The organism is Pectobacterium colocasium (assembly GCF_020181655.1).
In the GTDB taxonomy this organism is placed as follows: Bacteria; Pseudomonadota; Gammaproteobacteria; order Enterobacterales; family Enterobacteriaceae; genus Pectobacterium; species Pectobacterium colocasium.
Genome location: NZ_CP084032.1, coordinates 4,789,586 through 4,813,863, shown reverse-complemented (window position 1 = coordinate 4,813,863; position 24,278 = coordinate 4,789,586). Strand labels below are relative to the sequence as shown.

Below are 24,278 nucleotides of genomic sequence, written 5' to 3'. Positions count from 1 at the left end.
CACGCTGCATGTTAGCCAGCAGCATCTCGCCATAATAATACACGTGATTCTGACTGTGTGATGTTGCTGATAAAGTCCGTAGAGCGGGAGTAACGGATAGATCGTAAAGACGCTGCAAGTACGTCCATGTAAGCTCGGCTTGCGCCATCCCTGGCGCAAACGCTTTACTCTTCTATTCCGTTACTCCCGTTTCCATTTGGAAAATAGATTTGCCAACGATCTGGCCCCGTGTTTTGAATACCCGATAGTTATTGCGTTTCTGTCACGGTTCCCTGATGCATTTGCTGCCTGATTGGGTGGTCGTTGCTATCCACACCCTGCAACGTACCGTTTAGCGTCGGCTTCAACGGCGTATCGGCGGCGAGCCGCCCATTCAATTGCAGTTGCAGATTCGTATTACCGGTCGGTGCGGTTGCGGGTTCTGGCCATCCCCAACGCGTCAGAACATCCAGCGGTACGGCGCGCCCTGTCAGAGACAGGGAGAAATTACGTGCCGGTTGCTGGCTGATGGCCGCTTTAGCGTCCAGCATGCCATTTTGCGTAAAGGCGCTAAGTTCGTTAATGGCGATCTGGTTATCGTCGGCCACTAGTGCCAGTGAAGGGCGACGCACATCGACTTTATTGAACGTCGCGTCGCTGGCATTAAGATTCAGCGATCCTGCCCATACACCCCACTGGTGGTTGCGAGCCAGCAACAGATTACTGCCGTACCCATCCAGCGCGGTCAATTGGAAGGGGAAATCAGGGTTGATATCGATCAGCAGGTTGCGATTAGCCGTGAATTTCTGCACATTCACTTCTGCCAGCCAGGATGGCAGCGTCGCTTGCCACCGCTGACGCCAATCGCCGGGGAGTGTGTACTCCATCCCTGCGACAACAAACTCATTCAGTTGTAAACGTTGGTTGCTACGTTGCCAGTTGCCGTTGGTTCGCAGTAAACCGCCTTCCCAGCGCGTAGAAAACTGCTTGATGTTAACGCCTGCCGGTGACAAATCCAGATTCACGATAGGGTCGATGAGGTGCATGTTGCCGTTCACAATGTCGGTTGCATTGAACGACAGCGTTCCGCCTTCGCTCTGCCAATCATTCTGCTTAAACGTGACATTTTGCAGGGCAACATCGAGGTCGATAAACGCCCACCCCGGCCCTTCGATACGGGCATCAATCAGATCAAAGCGAGCAACCGTAACGGAAGGTAATTCGGTCACGGGTTGCCAGAAGGCTTCCGGCGTTCTCTGCGTTTGCAAACGGACATTGCTGAGCCGGAGGTTACCGATCTGCCAACTGCCATCTTCTGCGCGACTGGCGTTGCCTGTTAGCTGCCCTTGAGCAACATCGGCACCGAAATTGCTCAGAATCAGCTGGTTATGGTTGATTTCGCCCTGAACCAAGACCTGACTGGCAGGAATATCGTTGAGTTCGAGTGAACGGGCGCTGAGCTGGAATTGCCCCTGTTTGCCTAGCAGATAACCCGCTTCGGGCTGCCAGGGTGCCATTCCACCGTTAATCTGTTGACCATTCAGCCGCCAATCGCCGTCTTTCGCCTGCAGTGCCATCGTGCGCAGCTGTAGCACATCGGCTTCGATAGGGAGTGTGGCGGCCTGAGAGGAAAGATTTAGCGTGCCCCCTTCCAGCTCCAAACTGGCGAAATGGCGCGGATCGGTAATCTGGCGCACGCTAAACCCGGCTGAAACCCGCTTTGCAGCGAGTGTCGGCGGCTGGTTTTTCTGACCGAAACTGACGTCGGTGAATTGGATATGATCGGCTGTTGACCAGTCATGATTGATCTTGCCCAGTGACAACTGGTAGTCGGTGTTCTGGTTTACCCAATTACTCACCCAGCCTGCTACCCAACTGGTTTGCAGTAATACGTATACGACTACCAGCGCTAAAAAGGCCAGCAGCAGTAGGGTCAGCAATAATTTCCCGATAAATTTCATCGTGTCAGTCCATGCCAATCGTCAGGGAGAACTGTTCTTATGCCGCAATTTCCCTGAAGGCTCAATAGGTAATGCTGTTACAGACAGTAAAAAGCGAGCGGTGTTGCATCACCGCTCGCTTTTACATGAAACTGAACAGAAATTATTGCGGGCTGGCGCTATTTTTCTTCGTGTGGGAAGACCAAATTCAGCACGATTGCGGTAATCCCACCAGCGGCAATACCGGAAGACAGTAATGTTTTAATCCAATCCGGCGCGAATTGCAGAATCAGTGGCTGTTGTGATACGCCAAGGCCAACGGCCAGCGACAGCGCAATAATCATGATAGCGCGACGGTTTAGCGGCTCGCGGGACACAATGCGCACACCGGAAGCGGCGATCGTACCAAACATCACGATAGTGGCGCCGCCCAGAACCGGCTCTGGAATATGCTGCACAAATCCGCTAACGGCAGGGAACAGCCCCAGTGCGATCAGCATCAGCGACACCACGAAACCCACATAGCGGCTGGCAACACCAGTAAGCTGGATGACGCCGTTATTCTGGCCGAAGCAAGAATTAGGGAAGGTATTGAATACGGCGGAAAGGCAAGAGTTCAGACCGTTTGCCAGCACGCCGCCTTTTAAGCGTTTCATGTACAGCGGGCCTTTGACCGGCTGCTCAGACACGTCGGAGGTCGCGGTGATGTCGCCGATGGTTTCTAACGATGTCACCATGAAGACCAGCATCAGTGGGATCAACAGGTTCCAGTCAAAGCCTAAACCGTAATACAGCGGTGTTGGCACCATGATGGCCGTATCGTGTTGCGAAGACGTATTTTCCGGCAGCATTCCCATCATCCAGGCACCCAGATAGCCCACCGCCATGGCAATCACCAGCGAAGCAACACGCAGGTAGGGGTTACGTTGGCGGTTCAGCAGAATGATAACCAGTAACACCACTCCAGCCAGCAGTAAATTCTTGGGTGCGCCGAAGGTGTTATTCCCCATTGCGGCATAGCCGCCGCCGATAGAAGTCAGGCCGACCTGAATCAGCGACAGACCAATGATCATCACCACAATGCCGGAAACCAGCGGGGTGATGATACGGCGGGTTAAATGCAGAAAGCGTGAAAGAATGATTTCGGTGAAGGACGCGACCATCAGCGTACCGAACAGCGCCGCCATCATCGTGGGAACGTCCGCGCCACCATTTTTCAGCGCCAGTCCGCCCATAATCAGTGGTGTCACGAAGTTAAAGCTGGTGCCTTGAATAGACAGCAGACCAGAACCGACGGGACCCCAGGTTTTAATTTGCAGAATAGAGGCCAGACCGGAAGCGAAAAGCGACATGCTGATAATGCGCTGCGTATCCTGAGCGGGTAAACCTAATGCCTGACAGATCAGTAGTGCGGGGGTAATCACCGCAACAAACATGGCCAACAGGTGCTGGCTGGCGGCGAACAGCGTTTGCGGCAGCGGCGGCCTGTCTTCAAGACGATAGATGAGTTCACTGCGCTGAGGTGTGGCAGCGGTTTCTGTTTGGGACGTTTCCGTGGTGGTAGTCATGATGTAAGTTGGCGTTCCTGAAACGACAAAGAGCGCATTTTAATGATCTCTTTGTCGAAAGCAAACGTTTGCTAACTCATCTCTTCGATATGAATTTTGTCTGAATGGGCAAGACCTTATTATTTAAGGGGATATGCAATGTCATACTTTCCGCTGCATGCGGGTTGGCGGCGAGGTTTTTAGAAAAAGGAAGAATCTGTGGCTGTGATTAGGCGTTAGTGTAGCGTGCGCGCTCTGGCAGCCAGCGTTCAATGAGCGCAATGGCATGCTCGGGATAGTGCTCATGCAGGTGGCGTGCAACGCGCTGCACCTGTGGGATCAGGTCCTGATCGCGCAGGAGGTCGGCTACTTTGAACTCGGCATTGCCGGTTTGTCGCGTCCCTAATAATTCGCCTGGTCCGCGAATTTCCAGATCGCGCTGAGCGATAACAAAACCATCGTTACTATCGCGTAGAACCTGAAGCCGTTTCTGGGCGGTTTTGCTCATTGGTGTTTTGTAGAGTAGTACGCAGTGAGACGCCACTGCGCCGCGTCCGACGCGACCGCGTAATTGGTGCAGCTGTGCCAGACCCAGACGCTCTGGGTTCTCGATGATCATCAGGCTGGCATTCGGTACATCCACTCCGACCTCAATGACGGTGGTGGCCACCAGCAGTTGCAGCTCGCCCTGTTTGAAAGCCTGCATCACTGCCTGCTTTTCCTGCGCTTTCATGCGGCCGTGAACCAATCCGACCTTGAGATTCGGCAGAGCAGCTTTTAGCTCTTCACTGGTGGCTTCTGCTGCCTGCGCTTCCAGAAGGTCGGATTCTTCAATCAACGTGCACACCCAATAGGCCTGCCGTCCTTCCTGCTGGCAGGCGCTATTCACACGTTCGATGATGTCGCTGCGGCGTGAATCTGGTATGGCGACCGTGGTGACGGGGGTTCTGCCCGGCGGCAGTTCATCAATGACGGACGTATCCAGATCGGCATAGGCCGTCATAGCCAGCGTGCGGGGAATCGGTGTGGCGGTCATAATCAATTGATGGGGATGAAAGCCCTGTTCTTCGCCTTTTTCCCACAGCGCAAGGCGTTGATGCACGCCAAAGCGGTGCTGTTCATCAATAATGACTAATGCCAGCCCGTTGAATTTCACCTGCTGCTGGAAAATGGCGTGCGTCCCGACCACCATGGAAACCTGACCGCTGGCGATGGCATCCTGCTGCGCCTGACGCGCTTTTCCTTTTTGTTTGCCAGCCAGCCAGCCGACTTCAAGCCCCAGCGGTTCAAACCACTGACGGAAATTATGGGCGTGTTGTTCGGCCAATAGCTCTGTGGGTGCCATTAAGGCGACCTGTTTGCCGTTGGCAATGGCACGTAATGCTGCCAACGCGGCGACCAGTGTTTTCCCTGAGCCTACATCACCCTGTACCAAACGCATCATTGGGAAGTCTTTCGCCATATCCGTTTCAATTTCAGCGACGACACGTTTTTGCGCCTGCGTGGGGGTGAAAGGTAGGGCGGCGAGCAACTGCTGCTTCAGGCCGTCGTTCTCCTGTAGCGACGAGGCTTTATGCCGCTGTTCCCCGGCCCGCACGGCGAGCATACTCAGGTTGTGCGCCAGTAGCTCTTCCATAATCAGCCGCTGCTGCGCGGGGTGCTTGCCGTGTTCCAGTTCACTGAGCTGCATATCCGGCGGGGGGCGATGTAACGTGCGCAGTGCATCCGGCAGACTAATGAGCGAGCGGCTCAGGGATTCAGGTAGCAACTCATCAATGGGGTTGGCATCAAGCAATGCCAGCGCCTGATCGGTGAGCTTGCGTAGTGTTGCCTGACGAATACCTTCCGTGGAGGGATAAACTGGCGTGAGTGATTCCTGTAGCTCAACCTGCGTATTATCCCCCTGAACACGATATTCAGGATGGATGATCTCCGCACCGATTTTACCGCGTTTGATTTCACCATAAGCGGTAACACGCTGTCCCGGAGCGAGACTGTTCTTCATTGCGGCGTTGAAATTGAAGAAGCGCATGGTCAGCATGCCGCTGCCATCGCTGATTTGGCAGGTCAACATACGACGGCTGCCAAAGGTGATGTCGTTACGTAGAATTTCACCTTCCACGGTGGCATACATACCGGGAAGGAGGTCGCCAATGGGGTAAAGGTGTGTGCGGTCTTCGTAGCGTAAAGGCAGGTGCAACAGGAGATCCTGCACGGTTTCCAGCCCGAGTCGCGCGAGTTTCGCTGCCTGGCTTGCCCCCACGCCGGCAAGTGTACTCAGCGGTTGGGTGTTAAGCAGGCGGCCTTTCATCAGCACTCCGACGATTGCATCGCGGCCCACCACGGGGTATCCGCGACAATTTGACCCTGATGGTCGATATGAGGGCGAGGCAGCCCTTTACGTTTTGCGACGCGTGCCAGTACCGGATAGCCCCCTTCAAAAAGCAGCCGCTGCTGCTCTTCTTCATCCAGAGGACTGTCTTCGCGCTGATACATGCCAGCGATCTGGCGCTGGCGCTGCGCTTCGTACAGGATCAACGCTGAGGCTACGGAAACATTCAGCGATTGCACCATGCCAGTCATCGGAATGATGATATCCCGATCGGCCAGTTTGAGTGCTTCGGCAGTAATACCGGTTTTTTCTTGTCCGAGCAGAATGCAGGTTGGGCGAGTGTAATCAATTTCCCGAAAATCGACCGCGTGCTCAGACAAATTGGTCGCCAGAACCTGCATGCCCTCGGCTTTCAGGTGACCAACCGCATCACCGATATTGCGGTGGGTTTTCACCTGCACCCAGCTATTACTGCCTGCCGCGGAGGAAACCAGCGTTTTCATCCGGCTGGTGGGCCAAATCGCATGAACCTGATGCACGCCGACGGCATCCGCGGTACGGATAACGGCAGAAATATTATGGGGTTTATGCACTTGCTCCATGCAAATCGTCAGATCGGGCTGACGACAGTTGAGCATTTCTTTTATACGTGCATAACGTTGAGGGGTCATGACGATTAATTTCGGTTACGGTTAACTTTGATGACATCCGGCATTACGCGAATTTTACGCATAATATTGGCCAGATGAACGCGATCGAGGGTGGTGAGACGGATAAAGGCGCTGTATACGCGACCGTCTCTCTCTTCCGTATTGATGCTCTGAATATTGGAGTTCGCGGCGTTGATCGCTGCCGTCAGGTTCGCCAGTGCGCCCTGATGGTTGAACATATCAACTTTGATTTCGGCGATGAACTCTTGCTCCGTCACCTTATCCCACTCTACCGCCATGAATTTTTCAGGTTCTTTTTGATAGCCGCGAATGTTACGACAGGATTCATGGTGAATAACCAACCCTTTACCGGGGCTGACGTGGGCGATGATCGGGTCGCCAGGGATAGGGCGGCAGCATTTGGCAAAGGAGATCATGACGCCATCCGCGCCTTTGATCGGCAACTTGCGCAGCCCGGTTGTTCCCAGTTCCGATTGTTCGTTCAGCAGATTTTTCGCCACGACGACGCTCATGGCATTACCCATACCAATTTCTGCCATCAAATCGTCCAGCGTCGCGAGCTTCATGCGCTCAAGCTCAAGCTGAATAGATTTCTCAGGGATGTCAGACAGTTTACGGCCGTTGCCCAGCGCGTGGTTCAGCAAACGGCGACCGAGGCTTACGGAATCATCACGCTTGAGGTTTTTCAGCATCTGGCGGATTTTGGAGCGCGCTCTGGAACTCACGACAAAGTTAAGCCATGCGGCATTCGGCCTGGCACCTGGCGCGGTAATGATTTCAACGGTTTGGCCGCTGGTGAGCGACTGTGACAGTGGGTAAGGCTGACGGTCGACGCGCGCGCCGACACAGGCATGGCCGATATCGGTATGTACCGCATAGGCGAAATCGACGGGCGTCGCGCCTGCGGGAAGTTCCACAATGCGGCCTTCCGGCGTGAAGACGTACATCTCGTCAGGGAAGAGGTCTGACTTCACGCTTTCGATAAATTCAAATGAGCTACCGGCACTTTGCTGGAGTTCCAGCAGGCTTTGCATCCAGCGTTGGGCGCGTACCTGTGCCGTAGTGCTACTCTCGCCTTCTTTATAGGCCCAGTGCGCGGCAACACCCATTTCCGCCATTTGATCCATGTCGTCGGTGCGAATTTGTACTTCGACCGGCACGCCGTGCGGGCCAATCAAAGACGTGTGCAGCGACTGATAGCCGTTGGCTTTAGGAATGGCGATATAGTCTTTTACCCGACCTGGGCGCGGCTTATACAGGCTGTGAACCTGGCCGAGCACGCGGTAGCAGGTATCGACTTCTTTCACGATCACCCGAAACGCGTAAATATCCATAATGGAATGAAAACGCTGCTCTTTCAGGTGCATTTTGCAGTAGATGGAGTACAGGTGCTTCTCGCGACCGCTAACGCGGCAGGCAATGCCCGCTTCCGTCAGACGTCCTTCGATTTCCGACAGGATTTTCTGAATCATTTCCTTGCGGTTACCGCGTGCAGCCTTGACGACCTCTTTAATGACGCGATAACGGTTCGGATACAGCGCCTCAAAACCCAGTTCTTCCAGCTCGGTTTTGAGGTGATGGATACCCAGCCGATGTGCCAGCGGGCTGTATATTTCCAGCGTTTCGCGAGCAATGCGGCGGCGCTTGTCAGGGCGCAATGAGCCCAGTGTGCGCATGTTATGGGTACGGTCTGCGAGCTTGATCAGGATGACGCGAATATCCTGCACCATCGCCATGATCATTTTGCGAAAGTTTTCAGCCTGCGCTTCTTTCTTATCGCGGAACTTCAGCTTGTCCAGCTTGGAAACGCCTTCTACCAGTTCAGCAACGCTTTTACCGAAAAGCTGTTCCATGTCCTGATAGGTGGCGGGGGTGTCCTCTATGACATCATGCAGCAGTGCCGCCATCAGCGTTTCGTAATCGAGACGCATCTCCGCCAGAATACAGGCGACGGCAACAGGGTGTGTGATATAGGGTTCACCGCTGGAGCGAGTCTGCCCCTCGTGAGCATCACGTGCAACTAAGTAAGCCTGCTGTAAACGTTTGATCTGATCTTCTGGCAGATAACGTTGAATCAGCAGATTAAGGCTTTCAAAAATGTACAAGGGCGACTCGTGGTGTGATTAACGACGGCCTTCAGCAATCGCGGTAACCGCCTGAATCTCTGCGGCTTCCTGCTCTTGCTGTTCCTGACGGTCACGAACATCCAGAATCTGGTTGTTGATCAGACCTTCTTCGATCTCACGCAGTGCGATCACGGTGTACTTATCGTTTTCCTCAGGAACCAGCGGATCTTTGCCGCCAGTCTGGATTTGACGGGCGCGACGAGCAGCGACCAACACCAGGTCAAAACGGTTACCAATTTTCTCTACAGCGTCTTGAACAGTTACGCGTGCCATAATGTGCTACTCCACAGGAAATAAAATGACTGCGCATCATACTGAAAGAGGCGTCAGTCTGCCAATAGTTTGGTGATTAATGCATCATGCCGAACCTGTTGTCTGCTCAAACGCAGACGTTCGGCGCGAATAATGGTTTTCAGATCGAGTAACGCCAGATCGAAATCATCATTCACAATCAGATAATCATACTCGCCGTAGTGCGTCATTTCAGCCACTGCCTGAGACATACGGCGGGCAATGACTTCATCGCTGTCTTGCCCACGACCGCGTAGGCGACGAGCTAGCTCTTCTTTTGACGGCGGCAGAATGAAAATACTGCGCGCGTGCGGCATCTGGGCGCGGATTTGCTTGGCACCTTGCCAGTCGATATCCAGAAAAACATCAACGCCCGTCGCTAATACCTGCTCAATGGCCGGTCGGGATGTTCCGTAGTAATTACCGAAGACTTCAGCGTGTTCCAGAAACTCGTTATCCTGAATCATACGCTTAAATTCATCGACTTCGACGAAGAAATAATGTTCGCCGTGATTTTCTCCCGGTCGTTTAGCTCGAGTGGTATGCGAAATCGATACCTGAGTGTCGTAAAGCGGCTGAGTTTTTAATAACGCCTGAATCAGGCTGGATTTCCCGGCTCCACTGGGAGCAGAAACGATATATAACGTGCCTTGAGCCATAATGAAGTTTTATTCATGGTTACGATGGTGAATGTCGATACGCAGCAGGAGAATGCGTATATCCCCGCATTATACACGCCAATATGTCATCAGTCGCGCTGCGATAAATTCTCTGCTGACTGTTTTTTCGTTATGCCATCGGGCAAATCGTTTTCCAACGTGTTTTTTTGAGATTGCGACGCGTGTTCCTGTCTTTTTTACAGGCGATGCAAACGATAAATCATCTTGCGGCGCATTTAGCATTTCTCTTTTTTGTGCCTCGTATTTTTCTCTCCATTGCTATGTACTGCGGCCATTCGCTAATGGATGGCTGGAGGGATTATGTGGCTCAGGATAGGCGCATTTTTGATCATCATTGTTGTTGGTGGGAGCAGCGGTTTTGCCGCAGCGGCTCAGGTTTGCCCCGATTGGGATAACACGCGCGCCAGCAAAGAAATTGATGCGCTACGCCATCAGTTAGAGCAGTGGGATGATGTGTATTACACCGAGGGGAAAAGCCCAATAGAAGATGATGTTTACGATCAACTGCGGGAACAGCTAAACCAGTGGCTAAGCTGTTTCCAGCCCCAAAAGAGTGTTCCTGTTCGGTTACCCGATCATGGCAAGCAGCTTCATCCTGTTGCCCATACAGGATTGAAAAAATTGTCTGACCGCGGGCAGCTGGTGCAATGGATCGCCCAGCGCGAGGATGTATGGGTTCAGCCAAAAGTCGATGGTGTGGCGGTTACGCTGGTCTATCAGCACGGCAAGCTTGTATCTGCGGTTAGCCGGGGTAACGGCCTGCAAGGTGAAGACTGGACGGAAAAGGTTCGCCTGATTCCGGGAATCCCGCATTTATTGGCCGATGTACCTTCCTCACTGGTATTACAAGGCGAGCTTTTCCTGAAGATGACCGATCATCAGCAGCATATTCAGGGCGGTGTGAATGCGCGCTCGGTGGTGGCGGGGGAAATGCGTCGTCATCAACCCTCTCCTGTGCTGTCACAGATGGGGCTGTTTGTCTGGGAGTGGCCGGATGGCCCAAAAACGATGCTCGAACGTCTGGAGAAGTTGAAGGAAATGGGTTTTGCCATGACGGCGGACTATACCCATGCGATTGGGTCATTCGCCGACGCGGAAAAATGGCGTCATGACTGGTACCACAACCCATTGCCCTTCGTGACGGATGGGGTCGTTATCCGCCAGACTAAAGAGCCGCAGGGGCGCTATTGGCGTAATGCATCGGCCGACTGGGCGATCGCATGGAAATATCCGCCTGTTCATCAGGTGGCGGAAGTCATTGATGTGGCTTTTTCTGTCGGGCGGACGGGAAAGATCGCCGTGGTATTAAAACTTAATCCTCTGCAACTGGATGACAAATCGGTCAGTCGGGTGAATGTCGGTTCACTGTCTCGTTGGAAACAATGGGACGTATTGCCTGGCGATCGAGTGAGCGTCAGCCTGGCAGGGCAGGGGATTCCGCGTCTGGATAGTGTGGTATGGCGGGGGACTGAACGGCCTGCCATCGCTTCCCCCAATGAACATGATTTCCATGCTTTTAGCTGTTTTCGGTATAGCGTGGTTTGTCAGCAGCAATTTCTGGCGCGCTTAGTCTGGTTGAGTGGAGAACATGGGTTAAATCTAGCAGGGGTGCGCGACGGGATGTGGTTACGCTTGATACAGCATGATTTACTGGAAGATGTGCTGTCATGGTTGTTTCTGACGGAGGCACAGCTTAATGCGGTCAATGGCATGGGAGATAAGCGGGCACGAGATATCTACAAGAGCTTGCAGTCGGCACGGCGTATGCCGCTATCTCGCTGGCTACTTGCGCTGGGTTTTCCTATTCCCCGTTCCGCAAGTGGCGCATTGGATCATGTGGATTGGTTAGCATTACAGCAATGGACTGCACAACAGTGGCGGCAGTTCTCTGGTATTGGGGAACGACGCGCAGAAGAGATGATGGCGTTCCTGAAGCACCCGATCGTGGTGGAACTCATTGCCCGATTAGATCGTGAAGGCATAAATAGATAAGCGGTGATGATTTTTCAGGGTAGGTCGAGATTGCACTTTTTATTTTTTCGTGGATTCATTCACATAAAAGGGTCGTTTTTTTTCTGTTTTCTTTATGTAATCATAAGTAAAATTTACGAATTTAAACAATCTAAACCTATTTGCTGTTTTGCGATATAAGATGCGCGAGAGCCTGATTATTTCTGTTGAACTCAGGCATTGGGATGTTGTCGTATAGCTTCAGATAATAAGAAAGGTTTGTTGGAGCACTTGTCATAATGAAGTTTGTAGCATCTTTTTCGCAACCCAAATTATCGTTTGTCCTGGCAATCTACATTGGTCTTTTTCTCAATATCTCAGTGTATTATCGCCGGTTTGATTATTTCTCACTCTCTGCTGGTAACCAGGTCCCAACGTTTATTCCCGCTCTTGTCGAATTGACGGCAAGTATCTTATTTACCTTTTTCCTGATGAGAATTATTTCACTCGGGGGGCGTCGTTTTTATCGAATTATTGCTTCTCTCCTGGTGTTGATTTCCGTTGCCGCTAGCTATTACATGACGTTTTTTAACGTGGTGATCGGCTATGGCATCATTGCTGCGGTCATGACCACAGATATTGATCTTTCTAAAGAAGTTATTGGTTTTCGTTTTCTCTTATGGATGCTGGCGGTGAGTGCGCTACCGCTATTTTTGATCTGGAAGAATTCGCTGCGTCATACGCTGATCGAACAGCTTAAGTCGCCAGGAAAGCGTTTGATTCCTCTTGTGGTTCTTGTCGCCGTCGTGGCGTTGGTTTGGATGCCGCTTCGCTATATGGACAACATGCAGTCGGCGGCTGAGCGGGAATCTAATGTGGATTTGCCGAGCTATGGCGGCGTAGTCGCTCACTCGTATCTGCCCTCTAACTGGTTGTCTGCGTTAGGGTTATTTGCCTACACCAAGTATGATGAGAGTCAGGACTCTTCCAATCTTTTCGATCCGGCTCAGCATTTCACTTATGTTCCGCCGAAAGGCATTGATGATACCTACGTAATTTTCATTATCGGTGAAACAACTCGCTGGGATCATATGGGGCTATTAGGCTACGAGCGGGATACGACGCCAAAGCTATCGAAAGAAAAGAATCTGGTCGCATTCCGTGGTCAGTCATGTGATACCTCAACCAAGCTTTCCATGCGCTGTATGTTTGTGCGAGAAGGCGGAACGGAAGGTAACCCGCAGCGAACGCTGAAAGAACAGAATATCTTTGCTGTATTGAAAGAGCTGGGCTTTACCTCTGAGCTGTTTGCCATGCAAAGTGAGGTGTGGTTCTACAATAGCATTGAGGCGAACAACTACTCTTTCCGCGAAATGATTGCGTCAGAGAAACACAATGATGGTAAATCGGTGCAGGACATGTTGCTGGTTGATGAGGTTAAGGAGTCGCTGGAACGTTACCCCAAGGGGAAACACCTGATTGTGCTGCATACCAAAGGTTCTCACTACCTGTATTCCATGCGTTATCCTCGCAGCTATGCGCGCTATCAACCAGAGTGTATGGGCGTGGATGCCTCCTGTACGCGTGAGCAGTTGATTAATGCTTTCGATAATAGCGTGCTCTATACTGATAGCTTTATTGATAGCGTAATTGATCAGGTTCGGGATAAGAAAGCGATCGTGTTTTATGCTTCCGATCACGGTGAATCAATTGATGAGAACTACCATTTGCACGGTACACCGCGTGAGATGGCGCCGCCTGAGCAGTTCCGCTCACCGATGATGGTATGGACTTCGGATAAATTTCTGGCTGACACTGATAATCTGTATGCGTTTGAGCAGTTGAAAGCGCAGCAGCGCGTTGGCAAAACACATCGTCATGAAGAGCTGTTTGACACGATTCTCGGCTGTTTGGGATATACATCGCCTGACGGCGGTATTAACCCTAAAAATAACTGGTGTCAGAGACCTGCTCAGTGACATGAATCACGGACAAGGACGTCGGTTTCAGGCTGCCAATACAAGGGATGGACACTTTAACGGCAGCCGAAATCCTTTTGCTAAAAAGGTATTGACGCTTCAATAGGGTAGCAGTAAGATGCGCTCGCATTCGGCGAGTAGCGCAGCTTGGTAGCGCAACTGGTTTGGGACCAGTGGGTCGGAGGTTCGAATCCTCTCTCGCCGACCACTTTCTTCTCCCGTAGTCAATCATTTTCCATTCCTTTTTAAATACTATCTATTCGTACGACTCATTTATAAAGCTGTTCGCTTATAAAATCGTCCTTTGTAAAATTATCCCCTTATAAAAATAGGGTTTTATTTCGGCGTTTTCTGGCGTCGTTTATTGTCATATTTCCCTTACTTTTAGTTCAGAATGTTCCCAAAAACTGAACAACAAATTGGGTGTTACTTATCCTTTCTGTTATTTATCTTTTTGTTTTTTAATGATTAAAATAAAAAATCGTTGCCATTGTTTAAAAAAAAGACTGACTTTACCTCACCGTATTTAAATGTAAGTTTATGTGCGGCCAACATTCGCGATATTTATATATTTGCTGTGTTGAAACCGTCTTTTTATTCAAATATGGAAGATGTTTCGATCATGAAAAAAACAACACTGCTGTTTTCCACTCTAATTGCTTGTGCCATGGGAATGTCTGTTGCTCAGGCAACACAAACGGTATCTTTGGGTTATGCTCAGGCGAAAGTCGATGACTTTAAAGATCCAAAAGGGATTACAGCCAAATACCATTATCAGGGTTATTCCGCTCTTGGCATTATTGGTTCTTTCACTTATGTGAGTGCCGAGCAAACAGAGTATTATCAGAATTCAAGTAGTGATGTTTATAAGCTGAAATACTATTCACTCATGGCTGGGCCATCCTACCGTTTTAACGACTATGTCAGCGTTTATGGTTTAGCGGGTATTGGGCGCGGTAAAACCAGCTGGGAAGAGGGCGATGCTGTCCGTGAATCGGGTAGTGAAAGTAAATCCAGCTTTGCTTACGGTGCCGGTATTCAAATTACGCCAGTAGCAAACTGGGCGATTGATATTGGCTACGAAGGCACGAAGATTTATGAAACGCGCGTAGATGCTTTTAATGTTGGCGTCGGTTATCGTTTCTGATTTCTATGATATAGAAAACCGGTGGGTAAATTTCCGCCGGTTAGTCGTTCTTCTTTCCTTCTTCATTTTTTTTCATGAAACTTTCTATCGATTTATTGCCATTGTAGTGAAGCCAGACGAGAAACGATTCATTGTCCATCGGCTTAGCGTAAAGGAACCCCTGAATATATTTGACGCCGCGCTGCTGTAAATACATCAGCTGTTGCTCGGTTTCTACGCCTTCCGCTACGGATTGAAGATTGATGCGATGACTCAAATTAATAATGGCATCTAGAATGGGGGCTTCTTCATCCGGTGATGAAATGGCGCTAACGAATCCCTGATCTATTTTCAGACAATCCAGCGGAAAGTTTTGCAGATAAGAGAGCGAACAGTGCCCGGTGCCAAAGTCATCAATGGCAATCATAAAGCCATCTTCACGCAGCTGATGCAGGCGCTGTATGATTTCAGGGCCGTTGCTGATGAGGTTACGTTCTGTCAGTTCCAGCGTAATGCTTAATGAATGAGAGGTGACCTTCTCGGCGAAGCGGTGTACGTCTGAGACAAAACTAGGATGATGCAAGTGCTCGGCTGCAACGTTGAGCCCCAGATGAAACCCCGGTTTTACCTGCCAACTGGCAATGTCTGATGCGACCAGATCAAATAAATGCCGGGTGATGGGAATAATCATACTTTCTGCTTCGGCGGCAGAGATAAATATATCGGGTCTGATCCACTTTCCATTGCTGCGTCGCCAGCGCAGTAACGTCTCAACGCCGGTGCAGGTTCGCGATTCTGCATCATAGATGGGTTGGTAATAGACGGAAAACTCGCCGTTAGCAATACCCTTACGGATTTCATCGCGGAATAATAACTTACGTTTTTGCCAGTACCACATCGCCGTCGTGAACAGCAAAGAGAGAATAATCGCCAGTGGCAGAAACGTGAAGAATGCCTGCTTCCAGTTGGTTATTTCTTGCGAGGCGGGGGCGGTGACATTGAGGGTAATTGGGAAGCGATTCGATTTGATTTCAAGCGCAGCGGTAGAAAATAGGCCCGTGCGGGGCGTAATCGCTGGACCAGTTTGAATTGGGTGGCCGTTATCCATTTGCAGGATAAGCTGGTAGCCGCGAATTTTGCTTATCGCCATCATGAGGTCGATCAGATATTGCGCATCGACCATGGCGTAAGCGCCGTAACCCGTCAGAGGCATTTGGACGAAGATCAGCGCGGGGCGTTCTTTCACGTTGTCTGAGCCTGCAATTGACAGGCTCCAGCGTTCAGAATAGCGCACCGGTAGCGGCTGTTGAATGACGCGACTCATTGGCGTCAGCGTGTTGCCAAATGTTGAAGAGCAATAGACGTTGGTATTATGGATAACGCCGATAGCACGAAAGTAAGAAAAGACCGAACCAAGACGTTGCAGTTCGTCGCCGATAATATCGCAGGGCTGACCATGAAAGCGCTGGAGGCGATCCACCATATTCCATGCCTGTGTCGAAATATTCTCGGCATGATTCATCGCGATTTGCGCGGTTGATTCCAGGTCACGCTTTACCATTAATCTGGATTCAACAAACGTGAACAGCAATCCAAGCAGCAGCGGCAGCATGCCTGCGATCAGTAGCTGCAACAGATTGATGTTATGTTTGCTACGTCTGGGACTCATCCACATCTCCTTTCTGGCAGCAGAGGCCTATGTAGAGACGTCCTTTTCTCCGTGAATTAAAGGAGAGCGCTGAATAGAGGTTATTATAGTGCTTATTTGCAGAAAGGCAGCGCCTGCGCGCACGCCCAGGCTGAACTCCACGCCCATTGGAAGTTATAGCCGCCGAGCCAGCCGGTCACATCGACCACTTCACCGATGAAATATAGCCCCGGAACCGCATTGGCTTCCATCGTTTTGGAGGACAGCGCACGGGTGTCAACGCCGCCGATGGTCACTTCGGCCGTGCGATAGCCTTCCGTGCCGTTTGGCTGTACGCGCCACTGTTGCAGGCTCTGTTCCATCTGCGTTTGCTGTGCGCTGTTGAGCTGCTTCAACGTGACGTCCGGCAGTTGTCCTAATGCTTGCAGGCATTCAACCAGCCGTTTAGGCAGCCACTGTGCCAGCGTGTTTTTCAGACTTTGGTTCGGATGAGCGGTGCGCTCGTCATTAATGAGCTGGGTGAGGTCGCGATCGGGCAGCAAATTGATGGTGACGAATTCACCCGCTTGCCAGTAGCTGGAGATCTGCAAAATAGCCGGGCCAGAGAGCCCGCGGTGCGTAAATAGAATGTTTTCACGGAACGTCACGCCGTTTTCCGCGGTGACGACGGTAGGCACGGAGACGCCGGAGAGCGTTTGCAGTTGTTCGAGCAGCGGTTTGTGCAGCGTGAAGGGCACTAGCGCGGCGCGAGTGGGGAGCACGTTGAGGCCGAATTGTGCAGCGAGCTGGTAACCGAACGGCGTCGCGCCCAGACCGGGCATGGATAGGCCGCCGCTGGCAACGACCAGCGATGCGCTCTGGAATGATGTGCCGTTGTTTAGTTGGATGGTGAACAGATCGTCTGATTTCTCCACCGAGGTGACTTCACTGCGCAGCCGGAGGGTGACGTTAGCCCGTTCACACTCGGCCACCAGCATGTCTACGATTTGCTGTGCGGAATCATCGCAGAATAGCTGACCGAGCGTTTTCTCGTGGTAAGCGATGCGATGGCTGTTGACCAGGCTGATGAAATCCCATTGGGTATAACGCGCCAGTGCCGATTTGCAAAAGTGAGGATTGTGGGACAGGTACGCCGCGGGTTCTGCATACATATTGGTAAAGTTGCAGCGACCACCGCCGGACATCAATATTTTCCTGCCAGCCTTTTTGCCATTATCGAGCAGTAGCACACGCAGTCCGCGTTGTCCCGCTTGTGCCGCACAAAACATGCCTGCTGCACCAGCACCGATGATGACAGCGTCAAACTGTTCCACAATGCATTTCTCCGATGAGTGATGTTATCTATCTTGGATAGCCGCAGGCCGATAAGCCGTAGGGCGGCAAATTGTAGTGTTGGTTTTTGTTCGATACCAGCGTAACAATTTGCGTATTTTAGTAAAAATATATAATTATTTGATTTTTATTGATTAAGTGATTTCCCCTCCGATCCCCATTACAGATTAAGTCAAAAAAATGTCATATTTTTCTTTTCCCGACCCCTGCTTGTCGCCGATAATGCGCCGCGTTCATGACCACTAAATGGCCTAACGTTTATGCTACATTTATTTGCCGGACTGGATTACTACACCGGCCTGATGTTGATATTGGCTTTGTTGTTTGTACTCATGTATGAAGCCATTAACGGTTTTCACGATACTGCGAATGCCGTTGCCACTGTTATTTATACCCGCGCCATGCGCGCAGAGTTTGCCGTTGTTATGGCGGGTATCTTTAATTTCTTCGGTGTACTGCTGGGCGGCCTGAGCGTAGCCTATGCAATTGTTCACCTTCTCCCCACGGATTTATTGCTGAACGTGAGTTCGGCGCACGGTCTGGCTATGGTGTTTTCCATGCTGCTGGCCGCCATTATCTGGAACCTGGGTACCTGGTATTTTGGTATTCCGGCCTCCAGTTCTCACACGCTGATCGGCTCCATTATCGGTATTGGTTTGACTAACGCGCTGCTGACGAATACCTCCGTCGTGGATGCGTTGAACGTGCCAAAAATGATCAGCATTTTCCTGTCGCTGTTGCTATCGCCGATTGTGGGGATGGTGGTTGCGGGTCTGATGCTGCTGGTGCTGCGTCGGTTCTGGAACAACAGTAAAAAGCGTAAACGTGTACACCTGACGCCTGTCGATCGCGAAAAGCAGGATGGCAAACGTAAGCCGCCATTCTGGACGCGCACCGCGCTGATTTTATCGGCGATTGGCGTGAGTTTTTCTCACGGGGCAAACGACGGTCAGAAAGGTATCGGCTTGATTATGCTGGTGCTGATTGGCGTTGCGCCAGCCGGGTTCATTGTTAACATGAATGCGTCTGGCTATGACATCAGCCGTACCCGCGATGCCGTTGTCAATTTGCAGGAATACTACAAACAGCATGGCGACGCGTTGACGCACGTTATCGACTTGTCTCCTCCTGTGATTCCTGCGCCGGAAAACACGATTCCCGGCAACGGTCAGAAAGAGTTTCATTGCGACAGTTCGCGCGTGATGATTGCGATTGAACGTACACAGAGCCTGCTGAATAACCTGAAAAGTTACGACCAGTTGAACCCTGACGATCGCAGCAGAGTGCGTCGTTTGCTGATGTGTATTTCGGACACGATGGATCGGGTGATCAAGCTGCCAGAGACGTCGGGTGATGATAAACGCTACCTGAGCAACCTGCGTAAAGACATGCTGCAGACGGTTGAGTATGCGCCTCTCTGGATTATCGTCGCTGTCGCCTTGGCGCTGTCTCTGGGCACGATGGTGGGCTGGAAACGCGTAGCGGTGACCATCGGTGAGAAGATTGGTAAGAAAGGCATGACCTACGCACAGGGCGTTTCTGCGCAGGTGACGGCGGCTCTGTCGATTGGTGTTGCCAGCTACACCGGTATGCCGGTTTCCACCACGCACGTATTGTCCTCGGCGGTTGCCGGGACGATGATTGCTGATGGTGGTGGCGTACAGGGCAAAACGATAAGAAGTATCCTGCTGGCCTGGGTGTTGACGCTGCCAATCTCAATGCTGATGTCTGGCACGCTGTACTGGCTGGCGTTGAAGCTGATCTAACTGCGGTCATTCATCACGCATAAAAAACGTAGGGAACGTTTTTCAACGTTGCTTGCGTCATAAAAAAGGCGATTCTGTGGGGAATCGCCTTTTTACTTTTTATCAACGTTCATGGCGTTAATACCGATGATTAGGTTAATACCCGTGATGGTGCCAGTCCCAACGTTTAATACCAGATCGCCATGGCAATCAGGCTGATGACGATAAGGCCACACAGGGCGGTCGTGAGCAGGAATTGTCCCCGCACCCGCTCGCAGCGGCGAATAAACTCAGGGTCGTGATGATCAAGATAGCGTTGTGCGTAGATATAGCCTACCAGCCTGATTTGCTTGCTTGGCTGGCCGTGCGAGGTAAAGAATCCCCCTCCGTCAACGTATTGGTAAAGCAGCGGGTCACAGTCACGCAAAACCAGCAGTAACACGCGCAATGAAGAGTAGTACCTCGCCATATTAATGATGCAGACGATACATAAAGCCCAGAAAAGCGCAAATGTACTAATCATGCTTCCCTCCCGGTCGTTCTATTCGTCAGATACGATGGCCACACATTCCCGTTGTCCACCTGTGGCAGATGACAAGCGTTACGATTATCCGCGACGCCGCTCTACGACATTTGTTTGCGATGTTTTTCTACGAACGAATGTTTTTCTATGAACGAATAGTTATGCCACGCGCTTGCGCACGATTTTATTGTCATTGTGGATAGCCAACAGCATCACGGCTAGCCCCGTTCTCGTGTTTCATCCCAGGGCGCAGCGGACAGGCTCGCCGCCCCCTACTTGTAGTGTAGAAGAAGAATGTTCTTTTGTGCCAGAGAGGCAGGCGCAATCGGCATGAAGGACGATTTTCGGCGAGATAACGCCCTTTCCGAAAGGAGAAGCTGCGCGATTTAACGGCGAAAAGGAGCGGTTTCTACTACACTTATCAATAGAATTAACAGGTTTGAAAACGGGTTGTGATCGACTGAACAGTCCGATAGCGCGGATGAGTGTTATTCTATAATCCGCTGTTAAGTATCAGATTGGCAGGAGAAATAGCTGCTAACCCTTAATTAGTCTTTACGGAAGGAGTCTTATTATGGCTTACAAACACATCCTTATTGCTGTTGACCTTTCTCCAGAAAGCAAAGTGTTAGTGGAAAAAGCCGTTTCAATGGCAAGACCGTACAATGCGAAAGTCTCGTTAATCCACGTCGATGTGAACTACTCCGATCTCTACACGGGGCTTATCGACGTTAATCTGGGCGACATGCAACAGCGTATCTCTGAAGAAACCCAGAACGCGTTGACCGAGCTGTCACAGAGCGCAGGCTACCCCATCAGCGAGACGCTGAGCGGCAGTGGCGATTTAGGGCAAGTGCTGGTTGATGCGATTAAGAAATACGACGCCGATCTGGTGCTGTGCGGTCACCATCAGGACTTCTGGAGCAAATTGATGTCTTCGGCGCGCCAACTGATTAATACCGTGCATGTCGACATGCTCATTGTGCCGCTGCGTGATGATGAAGACGAATAAAAATTAGCTTTTTTTGCATTTTTTTTCAGTGATGAAAGGCATGGCTTCCAGGCTGTGCCTTTTGTTATATAACAAAAACTTATGGCAAATTTTCCTTCCTAAATCGCCAAAAAACCCTTCCTATCTCATTGGATTCTAACGTTTATCTGAAAAGAAAACGCTTGCTTAAATATCCATCGCCAGTGTTATAGTCCAGAGGACACAACATCATTTTCACCGATCCCACAAGCTTCTGCGTGTCTAAAAATAAAGAAGCAGAAGGGAGCTTATTCGTTCAATCAGGAGCTGTTCATGGCACAAATCGTATCTCTGGCGAGTTTTCTTGATTCTGTTCAACAACGCGATCCGCATCAGCCTGAATTTCTACAGGCCGTTAATGAAGTGCTTTCCACTCTGTGGCCTTTTCTGGAGCAGAACCCTCACTATGCGGATTACAGCCTGCTGGAGCGATTGGTAGAACCGGAACGAGTGATTCAGTTTCGCGTGGCGTGGACGGACGATAAAGGTCAGGTACAGGTGAACCGCGCTTGGCGTGTCCAGTTCAGCTCCGCGATCGGGCCATACAAAGGCGGCATGCGTTTCCACCCGTCCGTTAACCTGTCGATTCTGAAATTCCTCGGGTTCGAGCAGACGTTCAAGAATGCGCTGACGACGCTGCCAATGGGCGGTGGTAAAGGCGGTTCGGACTTTAACCCGAAAGGGAAAAGCCAGGGTGAAATCATGCGTTTCTGTCAGGCGTTGATGACGGAACTGTATCGTCATCTGGGTGCGGATACGGACGTTCCGGCGGGCGACATTGGCGTAGGTGGCCGCGAAGTCGGTTTCATGACCGGCATGATGAAGAAGCTGACCAACAACACCGCGTGCGTCTTTACCGGTAAAGGGCTGTCGTTCGGCGGCAGTCTGATTCGTCCTGAAGCAACGGGCTACGGCCTGATCTACTTCACGGAAGCGATGCTGAAACGCCACGGTCTGGGCTTTGAAGGTATGCGTGTTGCCGTGTCCGGTTCCGGTAATGTGGCGCAGTATGCGATTGAAAAAGCGATGGAACTGGGTGCGCGTGTGGTCACGGCATCGGATTCTAACGGCACGGTAGTGGATGAAAACGGGTTTACCCCAGAGAAACTGGCGCTGCTGGAAGAGATCAAAAACAAACGCTATGGCCGTGTGGAAGATTATGCGCGTGAAGCGAAGCTGACTTACCTTGCAGGCAAAACGCCGTGGGAAGTACCGGTAGATATCGCGCTGCCGTGCGCCACGCAGAATGAGCTGGATCTGCCAGCGGCGCAGACGCTGATTGCTAACGGTGTGAAAGCTGTGGCAGAAGGCGCTAACATGCCAACCACGATCCCAGCCACCGACGCGTTCCTGGATGCTGGCGTGCTATTTGCGCCGGGCAAAGCGGCTAACGCTGGCGGCGTGGCGACATCCGGGCTGGAAATGGCGCAGAACGCGGCACGTTTGGGCTGGAAAGCAGAGAAGGTGGATGCGCGTCTGCACCACATCATGCTGGATATTCACAATGCGTGTGTGCAGTACGGCGGTGAAAACAGCCAGACTAACTACGTGCGCGGTGCCAACGTGGCGGGCTTTGTAAAAGTGGCCGACGCGATGCTGGCGCAGGGCGTGGTGTAACGGATGATTCCTCTGGTGCCTGTATTTGCAGGTGCTTAGACCGTTGGAAGACCTATTTGCAGAACGAAAACGGGAGTAACGGAATAGAAGAGTAAAGCGTTTGCGCCAGGGATGGCGCAAGCCGAGCGCACAGGGATGTTTACAGCGTCTTTACGATCTATCCGATACTCCCGCGCGATGGACTATTCGCAGGTGTTTTACCTTTTCACTTATTTCTCTCAGTTTTAGCGACATTTCTTGCTGGACACTGCTTCCCGCCTTTCTTTATCTTAATCAGCATTGCGTATCGTCGGTATTCTGTTCCTGCCTTCCGATACAACCCGTTCTTTTCAAGGCTTACACCATTGTGAAAATCAAACATCTTCCTTTCGATCAGAATCGTAATGGCTGGTCGGCAGATTTTATCGATAAACCGAATTACCCGCAGCAGCGCGGAAAAGCAACGGCGGACTGGCTGGTGATCGGCGCAGGCTACGCGGGAATTGCCTTTGCGCAGCGTCTGGCTGAGCAGCGTCCGGATAAACACATTATCCTGCTGGATGCAGGAGAGATTGGCGACAATGCCTCTGGGCGTAACTCCGGTTTTGTGATCGATTTACCGCACAACATCGGTAGCTCGACGGCGGAGCTGGAAAAAGCGGCCGCTTATCGTCGTCTGTTGCAGTCCGGCGTGGCACGCTTGAAAGAGAAGGTGGATCGCCATGCTATCGCGTGCGACTGGAGCGTGGCGGGGAAATATCACTGCGCGGTCAGTTCGACGTTTAACGGCCTGATCGATACCTATGTGCGTGAATTGGACGATCTGGATGAACCCTATCAGGTGGTGGAAAAAGACGAACTGGCTCGCCGCCTCGGCACGTCTTTCTATCATCGTGCCGTGTATACCCCGAATTGCATTCTGCTAAACCCGGCGGCGCTGGTGGTCGGTCTGGTGGCGAACCTGCCGAAGAACGTGACGGTTTATGCCCATTCCCCTGCGTTGAATATCGAGACCGGATCGCGCATTCGCGTGGAAACGCCCTATGGCGAGATTCAGGCAGATAAACTGATGATGGCGATTAACGGCGCGGCACGCGGTCTGCCGCTGTTCAATGGTCGGGTGTTTGCCGTTGCGACCTTCGCGACGCTGACGGAACCGCTGAATGCGGAACAGCTAGCACGGATTGGCGATATGCCAGACTGGGGCGTGACGCCAGTTAATGCGTTGGCCAGCGCGACGTTACGCTATACGCGCGACCATCGTTTCCTGATTCGGGAACATGTAAAATTTGCCCCGGAGCTGGTCAATAGCGCGGTAGAAACCGGACGCCACGCGCGTCGTCACGCGGCTATTTTTGCCCGGATGTTCCCGCAGTTGAGTGATGTGAAGATGGCGCATACCTGGTCAGGCTTGATTAGCGTAACGCGTAACGGTGCGCCAATTTGGGGGCAGCTCAGCGACAATGTGTACGCGTCCGCAGGCTGTAACGGAGCGGGGCTGTCGAAGCAAACCGCCGCCGGACATATTCTGGCGGATCTGGCGTTGGGCGAGGACAACCCGCTGATTAGCGATATGCAATCGCTCGGACAGGCGAACTACCTGCCGCCACGCCCTTTCCTGGATGTGGGCGTGAACGGCTATCTGACGAGCGAGCGCTGGAAAGCCCGCAGCGAGAGATAGCAGTGTTTGCTGATCGTTGGAAAACCTCTTCGTAGAGTGAAAACGGTGATAATGGAATAGAAGAGTAAAGCGTCCGCGCCAAGGATGGCGCGGCTCGAGCTT

The 24,278-nt window shown here is 51.6% G+C and carries 17 protein-coding genes and 1 tRNA gene; 8 read left to right on the top strand and 10 right to left on the bottom strand.

What is annotated here, in order from left to right; translation table 11 throughout:
• Positions 1-248 precede the first annotated feature (248 nt).
• From LCF41_RS21720 to gmk, 7 genes are all read right to left on the bottom strand, one after another.
• Entirely contained in the window at positions 249-1,940 is a 1,692-nt protein-coding gene (locus LCF41_RS21720; RefSeq protein WP_225086305.1) for an AsmA family protein, read from the bottom strand.
• Between the two features lie 158 nt (positions 1,941-2,098).
• Positions 2,099-3,487, bottom strand: coding sequence for a nucleobase:cation symporter-2 family protein (locus LCF41_RS21715; protein WP_225086304.1), 1,389 nt, complete (start codon positions 3,485-3,487; stop codon positions 2,099-2,101).
• A 208-nt stretch (positions 3,488-3,695) separates the two neighbouring features.
• Complete coding sequence (recG, locus tag LCF41_RS21710; protein ID WP_225086303.1) at positions 3,696-5,777, bottom strand: ATP-dependent DNA helicase RecG; 2,082 nt, start codon at positions 5,775-5,777, stop codon at positions 3,696-3,698.
• Complete coding sequence (gene trmH / locus LCF41_RS21705; protein ID WP_225086302.1) at positions 5,777-6,469, bottom strand: tRNA (guanosine(18)-2'-O)-methyltransferase TrmH; 693 nt, start codon at positions 6,467-6,469, stop codon at positions 5,777-5,779. Before trmH ends, recG begins: the two co-directional genes overlap by 1 nt.
• A 5-nt stretch (positions 6,470-6,474) precedes the next feature.
• Entirely contained in the window at positions 6,475-8,574 is a 2,100-nt protein-coding gene (spoT, locus tag LCF41_RS21700) for a bifunctional GTP diphosphokinase/guanosine-3',5'-bis pyrophosphate 3'-pyrophosphohydrolase (RefSeq protein WP_225086301.1), read from the bottom strand.
• A gap of 18 nt (positions 8,575-8,592) precedes the next feature.
• Positions 8,593-8,868 (bottom strand): DNA-directed RNA polymerase subunit omega, encoded by a 276-nt coding sequence (gene rpoZ, locus LCF41_RS21695; protein ID WP_005968230.1) that lies wholly within the window; start codon positions 8,866-8,868, stop codon positions 8,593-8,595.
• Between the two features lie 53 nt (positions 8,869-8,921).
• A complete protein-coding gene (gmk, locus tag LCF41_RS21690) occupies positions 8,922-9,545 on the bottom strand; it encodes a guanylate kinase (protein WP_039279976.1) in 624 nt (207 codons plus the stop codon).
• A 321-nt stretch (positions 9,546-9,866) separates the two neighbouring features.
• Here gmk and ligB point away from each other — a divergent pair, with 321 nt between their 5' ends.
• From ligB to LCF41_RS21670, 4 genes are all read left to right on the top strand, one after another.
• Positions 9,867-11,558 carry an NAD-dependent DNA ligase LigB gene (gene ligB, locus LCF41_RS21685; protein ID WP_225086300.1) on the top strand — a complete coding sequence of 564 codons (1,692 nt, stop codon included), beginning with the start codon at positions 9,867-9,869 and terminating at the stop codon, positions 11,556-11,558.
• Between the two features lie 257 nt (positions 11,559-11,815).
• Positions 11,816-13,495: a kdo(2)-lipid A phosphoethanolamine 7''-transferase gene (gene eptB / locus LCF41_RS21680; protein ID WP_225086299.1), complete on the top strand. Its 1,680-nt coding sequence runs from the start codon at positions 11,816-11,818 to the stop codon at positions 13,493-13,495.
• A 131-nt stretch (positions 13,496-13,626) separates the two neighbouring features.
• Positions 13,627-13,703, top strand: a tRNA-Pro gene (locus LCF41_RS21675).
• 414 nt (positions 13,704-14,117) lie between these two features.
• A complete protein-coding gene (locus tag LCF41_RS21670; RefSeq protein WP_225086298.1) occupies positions 14,118-14,642 on the top strand; it encodes an Ail/Lom family outer membrane beta-barrel protein in 525 nt (174 codons plus the stop codon).
• Between the two features lie 40 nt (positions 14,643-14,682).
• Here LCF41_RS21670 and LCF41_RS21665 read toward each other — a convergent pair whose 3' ends face one another.
• A complete protein-coding gene (locus tag LCF41_RS21665; RefSeq protein ID WP_225086297.1) occupies positions 14,683-16,290 on the bottom strand; it encodes an EAL domain-containing protein in 1,608 nt (535 codons plus the stop codon).
• Positions 16,291-16,382: 92 nt separating this feature from the next.
• Positions 16,383-17,582 carry a BaiN/RdsA family NAD(P)/FAD-dependent oxidoreductase gene (locus LCF41_RS21660; RefSeq protein ID WP_225086296.1) on the bottom strand — a complete coding sequence of 400 codons (1,200 nt, stop codon included), beginning with the start codon at positions 17,580-17,582 and terminating at the stop codon, positions 16,383-16,385.
• A gap of 279 nt (positions 17,583-17,861) precedes the next feature.
• Between LCF41_RS21660 and pitA the strand changes: the two genes are divergently transcribed.
• Positions 17,862-19,367: an inorganic phosphate transporter PitA gene (gene pitA / locus LCF41_RS21655; RefSeq protein WP_225086295.1), complete on the top strand. Its 1,506-nt coding sequence runs from the start codon at positions 17,862-17,864 to the stop codon at positions 19,365-19,367.
• Between the two features lie 166 nt (positions 19,368-19,533).
• Here pitA and uspB read toward each other — a convergent pair whose 3' ends face one another.
• Entirely contained in the window at positions 19,534-19,869 is a 336-nt protein-coding gene (gene uspB, locus LCF41_RS21650) for a universal stress protein UspB (RefSeq protein WP_225086294.1), read from the bottom strand.
• Positions 19,870-20,443: 574 nt separating this feature from the next.
• Here uspB and uspA point away from each other — a divergent pair.
• The 3 genes from uspA (at position 20,444) to LCF41_RS21635 (ending at position 24,176) form a co-directional block, all read left to right on the top strand.
• A complete protein-coding gene (uspA, locus tag LCF41_RS21645; RefSeq protein WP_180742131.1) occupies positions 20,444-20,881 on the top strand; it encodes a universal stress protein UspA in 438 nt (145 codons plus the stop codon).
• A 291-nt stretch (positions 20,882-21,172) separates the two neighbouring features.
• Positions 21,173-22,516, top strand: coding sequence for an NADP-specific glutamate dehydrogenase (gene gdhA, locus LCF41_RS21640; protein WP_203470588.1), 1,344 nt, complete (start codon positions 21,173-21,175; stop codon positions 22,514-22,516).
• A gap of 346 nt (positions 22,517-22,862) precedes the next feature.
• Complete coding sequence (locus LCF41_RS21635; RefSeq protein ID WP_225086293.1) at positions 22,863-24,176, top strand: NAD(P)/FAD-dependent oxidoreductase; 1,314 nt, start codon at positions 22,863-22,865, stop codon at positions 24,174-24,176.
• Positions 24,177-24,278 lie beyond the last annotated feature (102 nt).

Bases quoted from the DNA above. Each gene is read 5' to 3' on its own strand.
- LCF41_RS21670 (WP_225086298.1), top strand. From the start codon at position 14,118: ATGAAAAAAACAACACTGCTGTTTTCCACTCTAATTGCTTGTGCCATG.
- trmH (WP_225086302.1), bottom strand. From the start codon at position 6,469: ATGACCCCTCAACGTTATGCACGTATAAAAGAAATGCTCAACTGTCGT.
- eptB (WP_225086299.1), top strand. From the start codon at position 11,816: ATGAAGTTTGTAGCATCTTTTTCGCAACCCAAATTATCGTTTGTCCTG.
- recG (WP_225086303.1), bottom strand. From the start codon at position 5,777: ATGAAAGGCCGCCTGCTTAACACCCAACCGCTGAGTACACTTGCCGGC.
- LCF41_RS21720 (WP_225086305.1), bottom strand. From the start codon at position 1,940: ATGAAATTTATCGGGAAATTATTGCTGACCCTACTGCTGCTGGCCTTT.
- gdhA (WP_203470588.1), top strand. From the start codon at position 21,173: ATGGCACAAATCGTATCTCTGGCGAGTTTTCTTGATTCTGTTCAACAA.
- ligB (WP_225086300.1), top strand. From the start codon at position 9,867: ATGTGGCTCAGGATAGGCGCATTTTTGATCATCATTGTTGTTGGTGGG.
- pitA (WP_225086295.1), top strand. From the start codon at position 17,862: ATGCTACATTTATTTGCCGGACTGGATTACTACACCGGCCTGATGTTG.
- rpoZ (WP_005968230.1), bottom strand. From the start codon at position 8,868: ATGGCACGCGTAACTGTTCAAGACGCTGTAGAGAAAATTGGTAACCGT.
- LCF41_RS21715 (WP_225086304.1), bottom strand. From the start codon at position 3,487: ATGACTACCACCACGGAAACGTCCCAAACAGAAACCGCTGCCACACCT.
- uspB (WP_225086294.1), bottom strand. From the start codon at position 19,869: ATGATTAGTACATTTGCGCTTTTCTGGGCTTTATGTATCGTCTGCATC.
- uspA (WP_180742131.1), top strand. From the start codon at position 20,444: ATGGCTTACAAACACATCCTTATTGCTGTTGACCTTTCTCCAGAAAGC.
- LCF41_RS21665 (WP_225086297.1), bottom strand. From the start codon at position 16,290: ATGAGTCCCAGACGTAGCAAACATAACATCAATCTGTTGCAGCTACTG.
- gmk (WP_039279976.1), bottom strand. From the start codon at position 9,545: ATGGCTCAAGGCACGTTATATATCGTTTCTGCTCCCAGTGGAGCCGGG.